General features: G+C 30.9%; 19 protein-coding genes and 1 other RNA gene. 4 read left to right on the top strand and 16 right to left on the bottom strand.

What is annotated here, in order from left to right; genetic code table 11:
* Nucleotides 1-2: 2 nt before the first annotated feature.
* Both lepB and rplS read right to left on the bottom strand, forming a co-directional pair.
* A complete protein-coding gene (lepB, locus tag C820_RS06860) occupies nucleotides 3-569 on the bottom strand; it encodes a signal peptidase I (protein WP_004038704.1) in 567 nt (188 codons plus the stop codon).
* Between the two features lie 79 nt (nucleotides 570-648).
* Entirely contained in the window at nucleotides 649-993 is a 345-nt protein-coding gene (gene rplS, locus C820_RS06855) for a 50S ribosomal protein L19 (protein ID WP_004038706.1), read from the bottom strand.
* 391 nt (nucleotides 994-1384) lie between these two features.
* On the opposite strand from rplS, the gene C820_RS06850 reads away from it, so the two are divergent.
* From C820_RS06850 to ssrA, 3 genes are all read left to right on the top strand, one after another.
* Nucleotides 1385-1612, top strand: a complete 228-nt coding sequence (locus tag C820_RS06850; protein WP_004038709.1) for a hypothetical protein — start codon at nucleotides 1385-1387, stop codon at nucleotides 1610-1612.
* 180 nt (nucleotides 1613-1792) lie between these two features.
* On the top strand, nucleotides 1793-2266 hold the full coding sequence (gene smpB / locus C820_RS06845) for an SsrA-binding protein SmpB (protein ID WP_004038711.1): 474 nt from the start codon (nucleotides 1793-1795) through the stop codon (nucleotides 2264-2266).
* A gap of 41 nt (nucleotides 2267-2307) precedes the next feature.
* Nucleotides 2308-2658, top strand: a transfer-messenger RNA (tmRNA) gene (gene ssrA, locus C820_RS06840).
* A 386-nt stretch (nucleotides 2659-3044) separates the two neighbouring features.
* Here the strand turns inward: ssrA and C820_RS06835 are convergent.
* The 6 genes from C820_RS06835 to C820_RS06810 all read right to left on the bottom strand — a co-directional run bounded on the left by C820_RS06835 (nucleotide 3045) and on the right by C820_RS06810 (nucleotide 8416).
* The gene (locus tag C820_RS06835) at nucleotides 3045-3839 is read right to left on the bottom strand and encodes a nucleotidyltransferase domain-containing protein (RefSeq protein WP_004038713.1); all 795 of its coding nucleotides are present in this window, start codon (nucleotides 3837-3839) and stop codon (nucleotides 3045-3047) included.
* Nucleotides 3840-3909: 70 nt separating this feature from the next.
* Nucleotides 3910-5136, bottom strand: a complete 1227-nt coding sequence (locus C820_RS06830) for an aspartate kinase (RefSeq protein WP_004038716.1) — start codon at nucleotides 5134-5136, stop codon at nucleotides 3910-3912.
* 16 nt (nucleotides 5137-5152) lie between these two features.
* Nucleotides 5153-6055, bottom strand: a complete 903-nt coding sequence (thrB, locus tag C820_RS06825) for a homoserine kinase (protein ID WP_004038718.1) — start codon at nucleotides 6053-6055, stop codon at nucleotides 5153-5155.
* Between the two features lie 2 nt (nucleotides 6056-6057).
* Nucleotides 6058-7293 (bottom strand): homoserine dehydrogenase, encoded by a 1236-nt coding sequence (locus C820_RS06820; RefSeq protein ID WP_004038719.1) that lies wholly within the window; start codon nucleotides 7291-7293, stop codon nucleotides 6058-6060.
* A 119-nt stretch (nucleotides 7294-7412) separates the two neighbouring features.
* Nucleotides 7413-7853 (bottom strand): hypothetical protein, encoded by a 441-nt coding sequence (locus C820_RS06815; RefSeq protein ID WP_004038720.1) that lies wholly within the window; start codon nucleotides 7851-7853, stop codon nucleotides 7413-7415.
* 116 nt (nucleotides 7854-7969) lie between these two features.
* A complete protein-coding gene (locus C820_RS06810) occupies nucleotides 7970-8416 on the bottom strand; it encodes an ACT domain-containing protein (protein ID WP_004038722.1) in 447 nt (148 codons plus the stop codon).
* 221 nt (nucleotides 8417-8637) lie between these two features.
* Between C820_RS06810 and acpS the strand changes: the two genes are divergently transcribed.
* The gene (gene acpS, locus C820_RS06805) at nucleotides 8638-9015 is read left to right on the top strand and encodes a holo-ACP synthase (protein WP_004038724.1); all 378 of its coding nucleotides are present in this window, start codon (nucleotides 8638-8640) and stop codon (nucleotides 9013-9015) included.
* A gap of 8 nt (nucleotides 9016-9023) precedes the next feature.
* Here the strand turns inward: acpS and C820_RS06800 are convergent, their stop codons facing one another.
* The 8 genes from C820_RS06800 to murJ all read right to left on the bottom strand — a co-directional run bounded on the left by C820_RS06800 (nucleotide 9024) and on the right by murJ (nucleotide 18094).
* Entirely contained in the window at nucleotides 9024-9878 is an 855-nt protein-coding gene (locus C820_RS06800; RefSeq protein ID WP_004038726.1) for a YitT family protein, read from the bottom strand.
* 73 nt (nucleotides 9879-9951) lie between these two features.
* Nucleotides 9952-10677: a WecB/TagA/CpsF family glycosyltransferase gene (locus tag C820_RS06795; protein WP_004038728.1), complete on the bottom strand. Its 726-nt coding sequence runs from the start codon at nucleotides 10675-10677 to the stop codon at nucleotides 9952-9954.
* Nucleotides 10678-10684: 7 nt separating this feature from the next.
* Nucleotides 10685-12931 carry a polysaccharide pyruvyl transferase CsaB gene (gene csaB / locus C820_RS06790; RefSeq protein WP_004038730.1) on the bottom strand — a complete coding sequence of 749 codons (2247 nt, stop codon included), beginning with the start codon at nucleotides 12929-12931 and terminating at the stop codon, nucleotides 10685-10687.
* Between the two features lie 16 nt (nucleotides 12932-12947).
* Entirely contained in the window at nucleotides 12948-13442 is a 495-nt protein-coding gene (locus C820_RS06785) for a DUF4330 domain-containing protein (RefSeq protein ID WP_004038732.1), read from the bottom strand.
* 18 nt (nucleotides 13443-13460) lie between these two features.
* Nucleotides 13461-13943 (bottom strand): DUF4330 family protein, encoded by a 483-nt coding sequence (locus tag C820_RS06780; protein WP_004038734.1) that lies wholly within the window; start codon nucleotides 13941-13943, stop codon nucleotides 13461-13463.
* 1 nt (nucleotide 13944) lies between these two features.
* Entirely contained in the window at nucleotides 13945-15069 is a 1125-nt protein-coding gene (locus C820_RS06775) for a glycosyltransferase family 4 protein (RefSeq protein WP_004038736.1), read from the bottom strand.
* A gap of 5 nt (nucleotides 15070-15074) precedes the next feature.
* Nucleotides 15075-16487: an O-antigen ligase family protein gene (locus tag C820_RS06770; protein WP_004038738.1), complete on the bottom strand. Its 1413-nt coding sequence runs from the start codon at nucleotides 16485-16487 to the stop codon at nucleotides 15075-15077.
* A 35-nt stretch (nucleotides 16488-16522) separates the two neighbouring features.
* Nucleotides 16523-18094 (bottom strand): murein biosynthesis integral membrane protein MurJ, encoded by a 1572-nt coding sequence (gene murJ / locus C820_RS06765; protein ID WP_004038740.1) that lies wholly within the window; start codon nucleotides 18092-18094, stop codon nucleotides 16523-16525.
* Nucleotides 18095-18117 lie beyond the last annotated feature (23 nt).

Raw genomic sequence — 18117 nt, 5'->3', positions numbered from 1 at the left:
TATCACCTTTCTTTCATTTCTTTTATTGTTCCTACATTATCAAAAGGATATATTCTAAAAATAACTTTACCTTTTATATTTTCTTTTGGAATTGCTCCAACTGTTGCTTCTCTACTATCTGTACTTGCATTTCTATTATCTCCCATAACAAAATAACAGCCTTCCTCTACTACAAAAGGATACTTTATTGTACCTGCCTGCTGCATTGCTTCTGCTATATACTTCTCTTTTTGTTCTTCTCCATTGATATACAAAACATACTCCCACTCCCAACCTTTTTCTCTTATTTGCATATCTATTTCATCTCCTGGTACTCCTATCACTCTTTTTATAATATTTTCTCTCCTATTGCCAGAATCCAACCAGCATATTGCAATATCTCCTTTTTGCGGTTCTCCTACATGATATGCCAATTTATTCACTATTACAAAATCTCCATGATGAAAATTAGGTTCCATAGAAGAACCTTTCACTGTAATTGTTCCAAATATAAATGTTCTCAATATAAAAACAAACACAACAACCATTATTAATTGTATTGTCCAATGAATTTCTTTTTTCTCTGTCATACTATTTTTTTCTCCTTACACATACAATAGATACGAAAAAAAGCCTTGATGTTTTCCCCATCAAGGCTCTTATTTTTGATTATCTCAATACTTCTTTTACTTTTGCAGCTTTTCCAACTTTATCTCTCAAGTAGAACAGTTTTGCACGTCTTACAATACCACGTCTTACTACTTCAATACGGTCAATTCTTGGGGAGTGTAAAGGCCATGTTCTTTCTACACCTACACCAGAAGCAATCCTTCTTACTGTAAATGTTTCTCTAATACCGCCGTTTTGTCTTTTAATCACAACGCCTTCGAACATCTGCAATCTTTCTCTTGTACCTTCTACAACTTTCGCATAAACACGAATAGTATCTCCTACATTAAAAGGTGTAATATTACTTTTAAGTTGTTCTTTTTCTAATTCTTTTATCATATCCATTTTTGTTTCCTCCCTTCCTCATAGACATTCTTATGATACCCCTTGTATCACAGCGGACTGCCTGTACTCACGGTAATATATTATATCACCTCATTTTAAAAAAAGCAATCCCTTTTTTATTTTTCTATAATTTTTTATTTCTATATTTATTTTATTTAATATATATTTCTATAGTTAAATTACTACATATACATAAAGCAATAGCAAACTTTACTATTCTATCTTTTCATTTTAATTATTTTATGATATACTTTCTATATAAATTTTATTTTCTATTCATAAAATTTTCTCGTTTCGTATTGGTACATTTTATCTTTTTGTAAATTTATATTTTTCTAAATTTATATCTTAATTTACAAAAACAATAAAATTATTTTTAAAGGAGGTTTTTATGACGTCAAACAAAGAAAGCATTATACATCAAGATACCCACGTCGATGAAGAAACAATGGAAAAAGTACGTCAACTATGGAGTGTAGCACAGTCTATACAAAATATCAAAATAAATCTATATCAAGAAGAGTTCAACGAAGTAGAACATACTCCAGAAGAAGCACAAATCTCTTATGAAAAAATAAATACTATTCCGATTGTTAATCGTGTCGATGTAAACGCTTAATACCTTAATATAAAACATTATTAAGATTTAAAAAAGCACTTTTTTATTTTTACAAAGTGCTTTTTTATTTTTTGCAAAATATTATACTTTTTGTAATATTTTTGTTACTTGCTTTTTTTTATAACTATGATATAATAAAAAACGATTATAATTGATTTGTATGCAGAAAAAGGTGTTATTATGGCAAAAGAAAAAACAAAAAGGCTTATCGCTCAAAATAAAAAAGCATACCATGATTATTTTATTGAAGAAACTTTTCAGGCTGGTATTGCCCTCACTGGAACAGAAGTGAAATCCCTTCGTCAAGGCAAATGCAGTTTAAAAGAAAGTTTTATTCGTATTGAAAATATGGAAGCTCTTCTTTATAGTATGCACATAAGTCCTTACGAACAAGGTAATGTTTTTAATAAAAATCCTTTGCGTACCAGAAAGTTGCTTTTGCACAAAAGCCAAATCAGAAAAATTTTTAGTGCTATACAGGCTACAGGATATACTGTTGTACCTTTAAAAGTATATTTTGATAGAGGTCTTGTAAAAGTAGATATTGGTGTCGCAAAAGGTAAAAAACTTTATGACAAAAGGCAAACTATAGCCAAAAATGACCAACGCCGCCAAGCAGAAAAAGATTTTAAAATTAGAAATTTAACTCTATAATTTTTTAACATCAAATTGATTATAATATATTTTTAGTATAAGGGGATGTAATGGTTTCGACGGGAATTTTGAAAGTAGGGATAGCCATCTGCAGTCTCGGTAACTGCATATCAAACCGAAAACTTTAAAAAGAAAAGACAAAGATTATACTTTAATGGCAGCCTAAGTGCTGCTCGTCAGCCTCTAGTCTATCACCGCTAGAGGGTCTGGCGTCGACAGGTGATGCACTTTCTGTTGTAAGCTTTGCCAACAGAAAAGATTTATGAAGCTACTGAAGAATATAGCCTGCTCTTCGGCGATATTCTGAAGGAATGTCAAAAGAAAAGCTGTGATGGGAGAAGTCCTTATGGAGAGGTTTTCGGACAGGGGTTCAATTCCCCTCATCTCCATAAATTGGTAATATTGTATAATATTGTAAACCTTCAATTTTAAAACATTTTAACGTTATAACAGCAATAGAAAGTAACAAAAGAGCCTTTTCATTTTTTTGAAAAAAGGCTCTTTTTATATATCATTTTACTAAAATACAAAGTAAATGCTCTTAAATTATTCCTTTTTATTCAATAATATCTTATTATTAAAAAATTTTTTAAAATATGTATTAAATATTATTTTAGTTTTTTTGATGTAATTATTACAAAAAAAGAATTATTTCTTCTACTAATTTATAGAAACAAACAACCAATTAATATCATCAACAGCATTGTAAAAACATGATTTTATAAAGTTTTAGAAAAAATAAAAGAACATATTACAAAATATGCTCTTTTTTATATTATTATTTTTCTATTTCAACATCAATTACTTTTTTAATACATTCTATTATTCTATTGACATCATCTATTACAATATTTTCATTTTCACAATACATACTGTGAAACAATCTATTTATATTTTTTTCAAAGTCCTCTGGCAGTATCATGCAATTATTTTTACACCATTCTACAAGACGTTTTTCTCCTATATGTGTTTTTTCATTTAATGCAAATAGTACATCAAAATAGGAAGCTAAAAATTCTGTTACTCTATGATTTATACTTACAAAATCTTTTCTTTTTACCGCTTTTGCTATTTGTACTTTATATGCTGGCATAGCACTATCCATTAATTGTATTTGTCTTTTTATAATTGCTTTTTTGAGTTTTTTAGGATATGGTACATTAAATCTTTTCTTTGCTGCTTCTAGTCTGCTATTTTTATCATACAATATCACACAATTTATTAAATTATGCCACATACAAGTAGTATAAGCATTTGCAGCTTGACAATGTACTACTACATTTTCTATTTTTTCACAAAAATCATCTAAATTACGATACAAAATATCAATATCAATTCCATTATTTAATACACAATTATCTTCATATTCCCAAAAATGATTTCCAATTTCAATATAACTACAATATTTAGACAATACTTCTTTTCGTATTGTTTCATCAATATTATCTGTTATATAAACATATACATCATAATCAGAATTTTCATCATACACTTCTGATGCTCTTGAGCCTCCTAATGCAATAGCTTCTACACAATCTAGTTTTTTTAATTCTTCAAATATACCATTTGGCATAAAAATCCCCCTTCTCTTTATAAAAATACAAAAAACGGAACAAAGCAGTTCCGTCTTTTATAATGTATTATTAATGTTTTCTCATACTTGCTGTTGCTGTTTTAAATTTATCATGTACAGAATTCATAGCAACATCTACTTCACTCTCATCAATCAATACAGATATTTTAATCTCAGAAGTAGAAATCATACTAATATTTACATCAGCATCATACAATGCCTCAAAAAACAATGAAGCTACGCCTGGATTTGTTGCCATACCTGCACCAACTACAGACAGTTTTGCAATTTTATCATCATGCACAATTTTTTGTGCTGTTAATCTTTGCTGATTTTGTTCTAATACTTTTAATGTCTGTTCCAAATCGCTTTTTGCTACTGTAAATGATATATCTTTTGTATCATCACGTCCTATAGACTGCAATATAATATCTACACTAATTTTTTCTCTTGCCATTAATGAAAATACTTCAAAAGCTATTCCAGGTTTATCTTTTACACCAACCAGTGAAATCCTTGATACATCTTTATCTGCCGCCACACCGCTGATAAGCATTTTTTCCACTTTACATTCCTCCTTAACTACTGTACCTTCTGCATCTGACATACTAGAGCGTACTACTAATTTGACATTATATTTCTTTGCCATTTCTACAGAACGATTATGCAGTACTTTTGCTCCCAGTGATGCCAACTCCAGCATTTCATCATAGCTAATTTCATTCAGCTTTTTTGCATCTTTTACCACTCTTGGGTCTGCTGTATATACACCATCTACATCTGTGTAAATTTCACATAAATCCGCATGCAGTCTTGCTGCTAACGCAACTGCTGATGTATCAGAGCCACCTCTACCCAATGTTGTTATATCTTCATATTTATTTACTCCCTGAAATCCTGTGATAATTACAATATTTTTTCTATCCAGTTCATGCTCAATTCTTCCTCTACTAATGGTTTTAATACGAGCATTTCCATATGTAGAGGTTGTATCAATACCTACCTGCATAGCATTTAATGAAATTGCTCTTGCTCCTAAGCTATTAATTGCCATTGCCATCAATGCTACAGATTGTTGTTCTCCTGTAGAAAGAAGCATATCCATTTCTCTTTTAGAAGCCTTTGGATTGATTTCATGTGCTTTTTCAATCAATTCATCTGTAGTATCTCCCTGTGCAGAAAGTACTACAACAACATCATTTCCTGCGTTATGAGTATCAATAATTCTTTTTGCTACATTAAATATACGCTCTTTATTGGCAACAGAGCTGCCACCGAATTTTTGTACAATTAACAATTTATTTAACCTCCTGTCATTCTGCAACAAGCTGAGCACCTTTTTCATCTGGCTTCAGCAATGTCAGTTGCCATTCATTTGGAATTGCTTTTAAATATGCTGCCATTTTATACTGAAATGTTTCTGCTTGTTTGTCTGTCAATACTGCCATAAGTGTAGAACCTGCTCCACTTAAATAAGCACCTAATGCACCATAATTTTTTGCTGCTTTAAATATTCTTTCCATATCTGGTATGAGTTGGCTTCTATAAGGCTGATGAATACTATCTTGCATTGCCATAGACAAATTTTCATAATTTCCAGAATATATAGACGCTACTAAAAGTGCTGCCCTTGAAGCATTAAATACTGCATCACTTCTATCATAAGTAGAAGGTAAAACACGCCTTGCATCGTGTGTAGAAACAGGGAAATTTGGTACCATAATAGCAAATACCAAATCACTTGGTAAATCTAATCTTACATGACGCATTTCATTATAATCTGTTGCTCCTACTACCATTCCTCCAAATAATGCAGGATTAGAATTATCTGGGTGTCCTTCTATTTTTGCTGCAATCTGTGACAGTTCCTCTTTACTATAGTGACAACCTGACAAATGATTTGCTGCCAAAAGTCCTGCCACTATACAAGCTGCACTACTTCCCAGTCCTCTTACCATAGGAATATAGTCTTCTTGTATCAGTCTTACTGGTGGCATTACATTTCCTGTTTCTGCAAAAAAGTCTACCATTGTTTTATATATCAAATTGTTTTTATCAGTAGGAATTTCAATTTCGTGTTTTCTTTTCACAATAATTTCTAATCCTTCCTCAATTTGTTCAAACCACAAATGATTATACAACTGTAATGCAACGCCTATACTATCAAAGCCAGGACCCATATTTGCAGATGTCGCTGGTACTTTTATGTGTATCATTTTTACATCTCCATTCTAATTCTATTTCGTACTTGCATCTCTTTAGAAAGTCGTTCTATTTTTTCTGCTAAAGATTTCTCAGTTTCAATACCTGTAATGACTGCAAATTCGTCTTTTGCTTCTTCTATTGTAACAATACTACAGCCTCTGCCTCCTTCAAAAAAAACATCAAGTGCTTTTTTCTGTTCTGCTTCTCCTCCTGCAATTCTCACCAATGCTTTTACTTTCATATGGTCATTAGACAATATTTCCATTTTTTCTGTTGTCCAATCTACATCAACGTGCAAATGTTTATGTCTTACTGCTGCTACAACATCAGATACTACTGCACTCGCTGTAGGCAAACTTCCTGCTCCTCTACCATAAAACATTACATCTCCTACCATATTTCCTTTTACAAATATGGCATTAAATGAACCATTTACATTAGAAAGTGGGTGTTCTTTTGGTAAAAGCATAGGAGCAACAAATGCAGAAATACCTTCTGGAGTATTTTTACTGACACCTACTAATTTTATCACAGATTTGCACTTTTTGGCATAAGAAATATCTATTTTAGTAATTTTAGTAATACCTTCTGTTAATATTTCTTCAAAATTCGCTGTTTTGCCATAAGCTAATGAAGAAAGTATTGCTATTTTTCGACAAGCATCATAACCTTCTACATCTGCTGTAGGGTCTTTTTCGGCATATCCTAATTCCTGTGCTGTCTTTAATACATCATCAAATGCTAAACCATTTTCTGTCATCTCTGTTAATATATAATTTGTTGTACCATTTAATATACCCATTACTTCCAATATAACATCTGCTGTCAGAGAGCGGTTCATAGAACGCAATATTGGTATACCTCCGCCAACACTTGCCTCAAAAAGGAAATTTACATTTTTTTCTTTCGCAATGTGAAGCAATTCAGGACCTTTTGCTGCAACCAATGCCTTATTTGATGTTACTACGTGTTTTCCTTTCTCCAATGCTCCTTTTACAAATTTATATGGCACATCAACGCCGCCCATTACTTCTACAACTACCTGAACACTTTCATCATTCAATATATCATTTATATCATGTGTTAATACTTTATTCACTTCATGGTCTGGAAATTCTCTCAAATCTAATACATATTTTATATTGATTTCCATGCCTGCTTTTCTTGTAATGACTTCTCTATTTTTTGTTGCTACTTCATATACTCCTGAGCCTACTGTTCCAAAACCTAATATTGCTATATTCACCATTTTTTTCACCTTATTACCACATTTATGTGGTTTTATCCTTTCTTTTATTTTTTATTATTTTTTATATCCCAATTCGACTTTGTGTTCCCAAAGTCCCCAGGCTTAAAACAAATGAGTATTTATAAATTACTTTCAACTATAATAATAGATGTATGCTTAAGTGCCTTTTTTATCCATGCAATAAAATCTGTGAGTAATCCTTTTTTATCGTTACTAACGCAGTTCAAATCTCGCTCTATTTCATCAATAATGCTATGCCAATCACTTTTTCCAATCCAATTACAAAAACACACATCAAAAACCGCTTCTAATGTTCCATCAAAGGCATCTTTGATAGGATATATTTTATTGAAGTAGTTAAGCAAAAGCTCATAATCCTGTTTATAAATTCTTAACGGAGAAATATAACAGTGCCATTCTTCCCACATTGGATTCCAGTCAGGCTCACAAGACATTTTTAGAGGATGAAATTCCAGACATATTTTTTCGCTTTTTGGTGCATTTAACCTTAATTCCACATATTCTTGATTTTTGTAATCATCTGTATTCAGCCATACCATATTTCTGATATTTACCTCCACTATACTAAACAGTAATTTACATAATCTAACAGTAATATTTATTCATTACATTCATCTGGAAGCATAAAACCGAATTGGGAGCTTTTTATTACTATTTAAGACTCTCTTGCTACAATTTTAAGAGATTGTATTCCTTCTGTTGTTTCTATTGTTTTCATTAACCCTGCCAAATCCCCTATCAAAGCATTTGTTTCAATGGTTAATGTTACATTTGCTATACCATTGATAGGGATTGTTTGATTTATTGTTAATATATTTGCTCCATATGTTGCTGCTTTATTTAGCACAGAAGAAAGTAATCCTGGTGTGTGGTCTAAATTCATAGATATTGTTACTGTTTTCCCTCTTGTGTTTTCATAAAGCGGAAAAACAGCATCTCTATATTTATAAAAAGCACTTCTACTAATGCCTATTTTTGCTGTTGCATCTTGTACTGTACGCTCTTTTCCACTCTCCAGCAATTTTTTGACTTCCATTACTTTTAAAAATACTTCAGGTAGAACACTTTTATCTATAATATAAAAATTTTGTTCTTCCTTCATAAAAGTCCCCCTTTGTTTTTCTAACAAACACATTTGTCTATGCAACAAAGAATATACCACATATTTGCTCTCATTTCAAGTATTTATTTGACAAATTTTTCACTTTTATATGTTTGTACTATATCTTTTACAAAATATAAAATATTTTTATGGAAAAACGCTTTTTTTATTGATAAAATGAATATAATTTTATATTTTTTAACATAGAAAGGAATACTATTATGATATACGGTATAGGCACAGATATTATAGAAATACAACGTATACAAAAAGCAATACAAAAAAATTCCTTTTTACAGAAAATATTCACTCAGCAAGAAATACAATATTTTCATAAAAAAGGAAATCATTCCGAAACACTTGCAGGCATTTTTTCAGCAAAAGAAGCCGTTGCCAAAGCTATAGGTATTGGTTTTAGAGGTTTTTCTCCTATTGACATTGAAATTTATCACAACGAGCAGAACAAACCTTTTATTAAATTATCTCCAAAATTGCAATTAATACTACATCAAATGGACATTCAAAACGAACAATTTTTTGTTTCTATTTCTCATTGTCATCAGTATGCTACTGCATTTGTATTATTAAATACATTATAAAAAGGCTTTCAAATTTCATGAAAGCCTTCTCCTAATACTTCTGCCATATCTGTAACAAGCACAAAAGCACTTCTATCAATTTCTGAAACAATTTCTTTTATTTTTACTAATTCATTTGCTGTAAAAACACAAAGTAATATTTCTTTTTCCTCATTTGTATATAGTCCTCTACCATAAAAGGCAGTTACTCCTCTATCCGCTTGCTCCAGAAGTACATTAGCAATTTCTTTCCACTTTTTAGAAATAATAAATGCTCCTTTTGAAAAAGAACCTCCTTGCAATATGGTATTTACCCACCTGCTTGTTAAATACACTGATGCTATAGCATACATACCTTGCTCTATACCAAAAACAGCCATACCCAGCAATATAATGATACTATCCAATAAAAATATACATTGTGATACCGATATTTTAGGCATCACTTCATGAATTAATGCCGCTGCCAAGTCTGTACCACCTGTTGCTCCCATACTACGAAGCACAAGCCCTGCACCAATACCTACAAATGTTCCTCCAAAAAGACACACTAATATCAAATCACCTTTATACTCTGGCAAATATTCTGCTATAAAAAGTGCTACAGAAAAACCTATACACCCTAGTAATGTACGTCTAAAAAATACTTTACCTATTTTTTTACGTCCCAATACAAGCAATGGCAAATCCCAAAGTATATTAACAAGCCACAAAGGTACAGAAAAACCAAAATTTTGATTTGCAATTTCATTTAATACAATACCTAATCCCGTTGCTCCTCCTGCTACAAATCCTGAAGGTGCAAAAAACATTTCTACTCCTGCCGCCATAATCATAACACCTAACAATATATAAACAATCGCTGTGTCATACTGCTTTTGCAATATTACACTCCCTTTCAAATGTTTTTTATTTGTTTCATCTATTTTTTGTGTAAAAGCTTATGGCTAAAAATTATCATTTTCTATTTTTTAATACTGTAAATGCAAATTTTGGTAATTTCATCATTCTTACAATACGGGAAGGCTGTGTTATAAGGCGGTAAAACCATTCCAATCCCATTTTACAAAATATATCTGGTGCTCTTTTTATTTTACCAGACATTACATCAAAACTACCTCCTACTCCTATGGCGACTTTTACATTTGTCAAACGAATATTTTCATATATCCATTTTTCTTGCTTGGGTGAGCCAAGCCCTACCAATAGTATTGACGGAGATAATTTTTTTATGTCATTCAATATTCTTTTTTCTTCTTTTTCATCAAAATAGCCGTTATGTCCTCCTACAATTTTTAAATTAGCATATTTTTGTTCCATTTTTTTAGCGGCTGCCAATGAAACACCTGGTGCTCCTCCAAAAAAATATACAGTATGTTCTGTATCTTTTATTTCATCAAACAATTTCTGCACTAAGTCATATCCTGCTACTCTTTCTGTTAATTTCTTTTCGCTATATTTAGACGCCCATACTACACCAATACCATCAGGCACTACCAAATCCGCTGCTTTTAATATATTCATCAATTTATCATCATTTTGTGCTTCCATAACAATCTCTGGATTAGGTGTACAAACAATATGCTGTCCTTTTTCACACAAAAATCCTTTTATTTTTTCTGCTGCTTGCTCCATTGTTACAACATCAAAAGGCACTCCTAATATATTTATAATTTCTCTCATATCACACCTACTTTCTATTTTTTTCTAAAAGTTTTATTAAATATTTTTCATTGTAATGTGCTTTTTTTTCTAACTGCTCTGCTTCTCTATTTAATATATCAACATATTTTTGTCTATTTTGTACCATATCCTCTACCATATGCAACGTTTTTTCTATATCAAATTTACCTATTGCTCCTCCAGAAGGCATATTTAATTTTTCAAGATAATATTCAATTTTAGGGTCATACACAAAGCCAATCAAAGGTACTCTTTGCCTTGCAGCAAATATCAATGTATGCAAACGCATACTTAATATAAAATCCATACATTTTATAATGCCCATAATTTCATATGGAGAATAGTTATTTTTTAGCAAATAAGATTTTGTTTTCATACGTTTTTGCACTTTTTGGCTTATTTTAATATCATGAGGTACTTGCATTACTATAAACACAATCGTTTTATTATATTTTTGCTGTATGGTATCGCAAAGCTGTGCAAATTCGTCTACAAATCCGTCCATATCTTTCCAATTTCTTACGGATACTCCTACAAAATTTTTGTCTGTAGCAACACCTGCTTTTTTTAGCAATTCCATTCCTTGTTGTTTTGTAATACTATCCATTGTAAATACAGGGTCGGCTGTTACAAAACATTTTTTTTCATCTACACCCATCGCTTTCAATTCTGCATAAGAATTTGCTTCTCTTAATGTAATCAAATCTGCTTTGTTCACAACCATTTTTACAATGCGTCTGTTTTTTTCTCTGGACACTGGGCCAATGCCATTAGCATAAAGCATTACTTTTTTACCCATAATACGTGCCGCCAATATTATAGACAAATAATACATAAGTGAACGTGTGCTTGTACTATCTTGCAAAAGAGAACCTCCTCCACTTAAAAGCACATCACATTTTTTAATTGCTTTTAATACTTCTTTTATACTAAAGCGATATACTACGTCCATATGATATTTTGCTTTTGTTTCTTCTGGCTTATTTGACAACACTGTAATATGGTAATTTTCTCCTAATGCTTGTATATTTTTATGCATAGACAAAAGTATAGCTTCATCTCCTGCATTATTAAAGCCATAATAGCCTGAAAGTATTACATTATACTGTTTTTGATGATTTGCCTTCCAAGCTGCATTATATGCTTCTATACAGTGCATTGCCATAGTTGTAACAGAATAATAATCAAATATTACATTTCTTCCATAAAGTCCTATCTGTTGCCTTTGTTCTGATGTCATTTGATTAAAAGTATATACTACATCTTTGTAAAGTCTTTCTTCTGTAGAATATTCACAGCCTCTACAACAGAAATTATTTTCTCTTGCTACTTCTAATTTATTTTGTTCAAATATGCCAATATAGCCTTCATTTCCTGCTACAATAACCGTTTTTCCTCCAGCCATTGCCTCCAATGCTGCACGACTTACCCCTACAAACACTGTTGCTACAGAAATCAATTCATTAATGTCTGTTCTTGCCCCTGTCATTATAATACATTTTCTATTGCCGCCTATTTTATTATTTTGCTCTTGTGCCTTTTGATTTAATTCCTCAAAAACATCTCCACCACCCACAATCAATATTCTTATGCCTTTTACAGCCTGTGCAATACGTGGTGCAATTTCAATAAGCTGCCTTGCAACCAATGCCCTACTTTCGTCCATTCTGCTAACATATACTAATGTAGGTTCATTTTCTGCTATGTCAAATTCTTTTCTGATATTTTTTCCATCTGTTTCTGGTGAAAATTTATTTGTATCAATGCCATTGATTGTAACAAATATATTTTCATAAGGTACTTTATAATTTTGAATGAGATACTGTCTAATATCATCACTAACTGCTATTACTTTTTGTCCCCAATTAGTAAGATATTTTAATCCCATACCTGTATAAAATACCCAATGAGCTGATGTTACAAATGTAGTTTTATATTTTTTATGCAAAAAACCACATATAAATCCAGGTATTCTAGCATGAGAATGTATAATATCCACTTGTTCCTTTTTTATAATGCGGCGAAGCAAAAAATAAGATTTTATCATTTTATATACATTTCTTTGGTTCATAGGTACTCTATAATGTACTATGCCATATTCTTTTAATTCTTTTTCATATACACCACCATTTGATGCTACTATAATTTTATAACCTAATTTTTTTAACTCTTTTGAAAGTTCTACTACATGGGTTTCTGCACCGCCTATTTCCAGCCCCATCAGTGTCATCAGTATTGTATATTTCTTTGCCATAGTTTTCCCTACCCTTTTATACTAAAAAGTCTTTTATTCTGCCCTCTGCTTCAAAATATTTTGTCATAAATTTTCTGTCAGACTCTCTCACTAATTCATACGTTTTATTGATAAAACAACCTTTTTCTGTTACTGTACCTTCTCCCATTACAGTTATAATTAAATTAATTCTATTTTGTACTGTACCTGTTCTATATACACCATCATTACATAATATAGGTTCTGTTGCTTGTTCACTCTCTACTTTTACAATTTTGCCTATACTATTGCCTGATGTTTTATCATACAGTTCATCGCCTTCTTTTACATTTTGTAAAGCATATTCTCTCACTCTTTTGATTTCTACTGTATAAGTCACTGGTTGTAATTCTGCTGTCCCGCTTGCTTTATTTAATACACCAAATTTATAATATGCACCTGCTGCTATCACTAACACAATAATAATGACACAAAAATCAATAAAATTAATTTTATGAAATACTTTTGATTTCTTATTTTTATTTTCTTTCAAAAAAATACCTCCTTTACATTATCTACCTATTGTCAATATATATCCCCTACCAGCATATCCATTTCCTTTTACAGAAACATCTTTACCTGCTTTAACAATATAGCCACCATCTACTTTAAAATTTGCACCATCTTCTACTACATTGGCTTCTACTACGAGTATTACTGTTTCTTTTCCTTCTAATGTACTCTCTATAATACTGCCATTTATTTTATCTTCTCCCAATCTAATACTTGGTCTTGTTTCTACTGATGTAATCACTCCCATATTATAATTTTTTACATTATCTGTAATACTATCTCCTACTTTAATATGTTGTGAAAATCCCTCTGGACATTCATTTAATTCCAAAGAATATCGTAATAGCTGTGTTTCCATTGCTTTTGCTCTATGTGTAAAAGCGTATATTCCTCCTGCTATTGCTATTACTACAACTACAATCACAATATCAAAAACATTAAATTTTCTCTTTTTTTCCGTTCTTTCTGTTCTTTCTGCCATATCAATTACACCCTTTCTTTTCAAAAAGTCCTTCATACACTTTTTCTATATTTCTGGCATATGTTTTTGCTGTAAATTTTTGCTGAAATATTTCTTTTGATTTTTTTTGCATATATTTGTATGTTTCTTTCTCATCTATTATCTTTTTTAAATATTTTACAAAATCATTTGTGTTTTGGCTTTCAAACAAATAACCATTTTCACCTTGTATAATTACACCAGGATTTCCTCCATAATTACTTACTACAGCAGGAATACCCAAACTCATACCCTCCAAAAGTGCTAGGCTAGTCGCTTCTGTACCATAAGAAGCATTTACTTGCAAATCTAATACACTCAAAAATGGTTTAACATCTGTTATAAATCCTACAAATATTACAACATCTTCTAATTTTTTTTGTTGTACACTCTTTTTTAATTCTTGCAACATATCTCCTGTACCAGCAATCAGTACTTTAATATTTCTACCTTCCTTTTTCAGTTGTTCTGCTGCTTCTATCAAATATTTATGTCCTTTTACAGCATCTAATCTTGCTAATATCCCTATTACAAAATCATTTTCTAATATACCATATTCTTTTTTAGTTTGTGTAATTTGTTCTGATGATGCTTTTTCTACTTGCTCTACTCCATTTAATATGACCTTTATTTTATGAGGAGAAATGCCTCCATCTGTTAAATTTTGTTTTGCAGCTTCTGCTACTGCAATAATATCATCTGCTAAAAATTCATTGATATATTTATTTGCTATTCTACCTATACCTTTTTTTATACGAGGGCTAACTGGAAATACAGAATGTCTTGTATACACTACTTTTTTTCCACACATTCTACCACATATTCTACCTGTAATTGTACCATGTGTGTGTACAACATCTGGCTTTTCTCTTTTTACAATTTTATTTAATTTCTTAATTGCTTTATAATCAAATGACTTATCTGCAATACCATCTACTTCTATCACTTTTGTTTTTAATTTTTCAATTTCTGCTTTTAAAAGGCTTCCTTTTGGTACTACTACTTTTACTGCAAATTTTTTTCTGTCATAATATTTCAAAAAATTTAAAAGACATCTGCCTGCACCGCCTATGTTACTATCACTAATGATATTTAATATTTTTATCATAGACATTATTCCTCCTTCAATCTTGTCATTTTTGTTAATATCATGCCAAATGCTATACATATCCAAAATAACAACATTACTCTATAATTATAAAATGTATAATCTGACATACTTTGTACTAAAAATCCTGTTACTGCGGATATTGCTGCAATCAAAAGTATTTTATTTTCTTTTTTTGTTTCTCGTGACAATGCACCGCAAGTCATTCTATAATACTGTACTATCAATATCACAAATATTATCAATTCTACAATACCTGCATCACATACTATTTGCAAAAATAAATTATGAGAATGAGGAGCACTAATGCTATTATAAGCATAAAGAGGATACACTTGATTAAATGCTTCTGTTCCTGGTCCTATACCACAAAGCCAATAATCTTTTAACATAGCAATACTACCCAGCCATATATACACTCTATAACTTGTAGAGGAGTCTGCCATGTTACCTATACTCAAAAATCTATTGATTATTGTTTCTGGCAGCACAAAAGGCAGCATCAAAAGTACCACAATGCCTAAAAATATAAATCTTCTATCCCAAAGCACCAAAAACACTGCTATCGCTGCCATAATACCTATATAACAGCCTCTGGAATATGTCAATACAAGACAAAGCATCATAATACCTGCACACACTGCAAAAAATACTCTATTAAACCAAGATTTACTATTGATGCAAAAAGCAGCCGCAAATGGCAACACTATCAAAAAATATTCTCCTAATACATTTGGATTTTCTAATGTAGAATATACACGAAAACTAATGCTTTCAAACATATCTACATCATGCCAAACACCACTAAATTTACTTGGAAACAGATATTGATAAAATCCATAAAATGAAACCAACACCCCTACACAAATAAAAAAGAATAATATCACATTTAATTGCTTTTTCGTTTCAATGGCATTAGAAAACACTATTGAAAACAGTATAAAACAAACTGTCAATATTCCTCCTAAAAGGCTCGCTCGTCTTGCCAAAGATGTCATTGTTGCAAATAAATACACAAAAGCATAATAATAAATATAGCGATTTACTGCAAAATATTCCATTTTTCTCTTTCTTTCATACAAAAAAGATAAAAACAATGAGCCATATCCTGCTAATACAAATGCAAGTACAATCATAGTAGGCAATATTGGTGCAAGCAGCACCACTGCACCACACCACAAATATGACATTTTAAATATGCTGTTTACAAATAGCTTATTCAAATGTAGTTTATAAAATATTTTGCTTAATGCTCTACGTATCCCCCAAAATATTCTAAAAAGAATACTATTTCTTACTACAATTTTTTTATCATCTTTTTTTAAAAACCATTGCACAATATAGCTATTCTGAAACTGCTTAGAACACCAATTTGATATAATCCATATTGCATTTAAAAAATGACTTCCTTCTATCATTTCACTTCTCCTTTCTTTTTTTACATTGAAATTATTTAATGTACTATTCTTTTTTTCAGCATTTCTGCTGCTTGTCTACTTTCTGTAACACCTAAAATATAACAAATACCAGCATATACTACAACACCTGCTATTACAGGCACAGCAACAATAATAATATTTGCTATCAATCCTTTTATAGGTAAGTATATGATACCATTTTTACACAATATTGTAACAACTGTCATAATAACAGCAGCACAACCCATTTTTAACAAATCTACTATCATTTCTTTTGATATTAAATTTTGATATTCTTTTTGTAATGGCACAAACAAAAATATTGCAGAAACAGTAGAAGAAATTGCTGATGCTAACGCCAATCCCCCTACATTCATTTTTTCAACAAGCAATATACAAAATATAATATTGACTATAATAGACACTAATCCAGAATAAAAAGGTGTTTTTCCATCTTGTCTTGCATAAAATACTCTACTTAATATATTTTGTATGCCAAAACCTAACATACCTAATGAAAAGAAAAATAATGCTTGTGCTGTTTTTTGTGTTGCAAAGCTATCAAAATTTCCTCTCTCATACATCAATTTTACAATAGGTTCGCTTAATGCCATAAGTCCCATCATCATAGGTATTAGCAAAAAAAGCATACTTCTCAATGTAACACAAATAGTTTCTCCTAAATCTTTTTGAGCATTATTTGTTGTCAGTCTTGCCATTTTAGGAAATATTACATTTGATATAGAAAGCACAAAAACACCTACAATAATAGTATATAATGTATTTGCATACTCTATAGTAGTAATTGCTGCATCTTCATATCCTTCAAAATGAATATGTGATGCAAATTTTGTATTTATTACTATGTTAATAGGCTGTATCCATGTACTTACCATAACCGGCAGCATAAGAAGCATTATTTTTTTCATACCCTCTTTTTTAAAATGAATATCAAATTGATAGCGATATCCTTTTCGATACAAAGCAGGTATTTGTATTACTGCCTGCATTGCCCAACCTATTAAAAAAGCAATTGTTAAACCTTCTATACCAAATTTATCATTTAAAAATAAATAATACAATATAATTACCGCATTAGAAACAATACTCATTGCAGCAGGTATTGTAAATTCTTCTAGCGATTGCAATATTCCTACAAATGAAAATGCTACTCCTGTAAATATTACTGTAGGAAACAATATTCTTAAAAAATGTACACAAATTTGTGCTGTCTGTGTTGACATACCATCTGCAAAAAGCCATGTAATAGGCTCTGCAAATACAATTCCTAATACTGTCATAATACAAGTTACTAATACTATCATTGTAATAAAAGTATTTGACAAATAAAATGCTTGTTGTTTTCCCTTTTTTTCCAAATATTCATTAAATATTGGTATAAAGCTGGCAGAAATAGCTGAGGCAAACACAGCATCAAAAAATGTTCTAGGTATTCTACTTGCTGTCATAAATGCTGCTGCTTGTGCTGTAACAGAATAATTTGCTGCTAAAAGCTGTTCTCTTACCAGTCCTAGCACTTTCCCCACCAATGTAATTATCATCATATAACTGACAGCTTTTACGGTACTATTTTCTGTTTGCTCCATTTTTTTCTCCTTATTCTTTTTGT

Origin of the sequence: Clostridium sp. MD294 (assembly GCF_000364165.2) — a bacterium.
Lineage (GTDB): Bacteria > Bacillota > Clostridia > Lachnospirales > Anaerotignaceae > Coprocola.
The sequence above is the reverse complement of the archived record's forward strand: the minus strand, read 5'-3'. Positions and strand labels throughout refer to the sequence as shown.